This window comes from Streptomyces sp. NPDC046197 (assembly GCF_040646295.1).
Lineage (GTDB): Bacteria > Actinomycetota > Actinomycetes > Streptomycetales > Streptomycetaceae > Streptomyces.
The window spans coordinates 69,252-69,626 of the sequence record NZ_JBEYZY010000037.1 but is presented as its reverse complement, the minus strand read 5'-3'; the positions used below and the strand labels follow the sequence as shown (position 1 = coordinate 69,626).

The 375-nt window shown below is 66.7% G+C and carries 1 rRNA gene; it reads left to right on the top strand.

Going from position 1 to position 375, the window contains the following annotated elements:
* Positions 1 to 92: ribosomal RNA gene (gene rrf / locus AB0A61_RS34115) — 5S ribosomal RNA — on the top strand; the annotation flags it as partial.
* Positions 93 to 375: the final 283 nt, after the last annotated feature.

Sequence of the window (375 nt, the reverse complement as noted above, 5' to 3'; positions counted from 1 at the left end):
CGCCCGGTTACATTCCGAACCCGGAAGCTAAGCCTCACAGCGCCGATGGTACTGCAGGGGGGACCCTGTGGGAGAGTAGGACACCGCCGAACAATCTTTGGAAGGACCCCTGGTCACCAGCGTTCAGCTGGGACCAGGGGTCCTTTCGTTTTTCAGGAGCGCGCCGGGTACTCGGGCTGCGCGAGATACTTGCGATACCGAAGACAGGAGTCACCGATGTCCACCAACTCTCCCGACGAGCGCCCGGAGCGCGAACAGCGCCGCCGGGACAGTGGTGACCGCGGTGACCGCGGTGACCGCGGGGGATACCGCGGCGGTCCGCGCCGCGGCAACGACCGTGGTGGTTACGGCCGTCGCGATGACGATCGCGGTGGG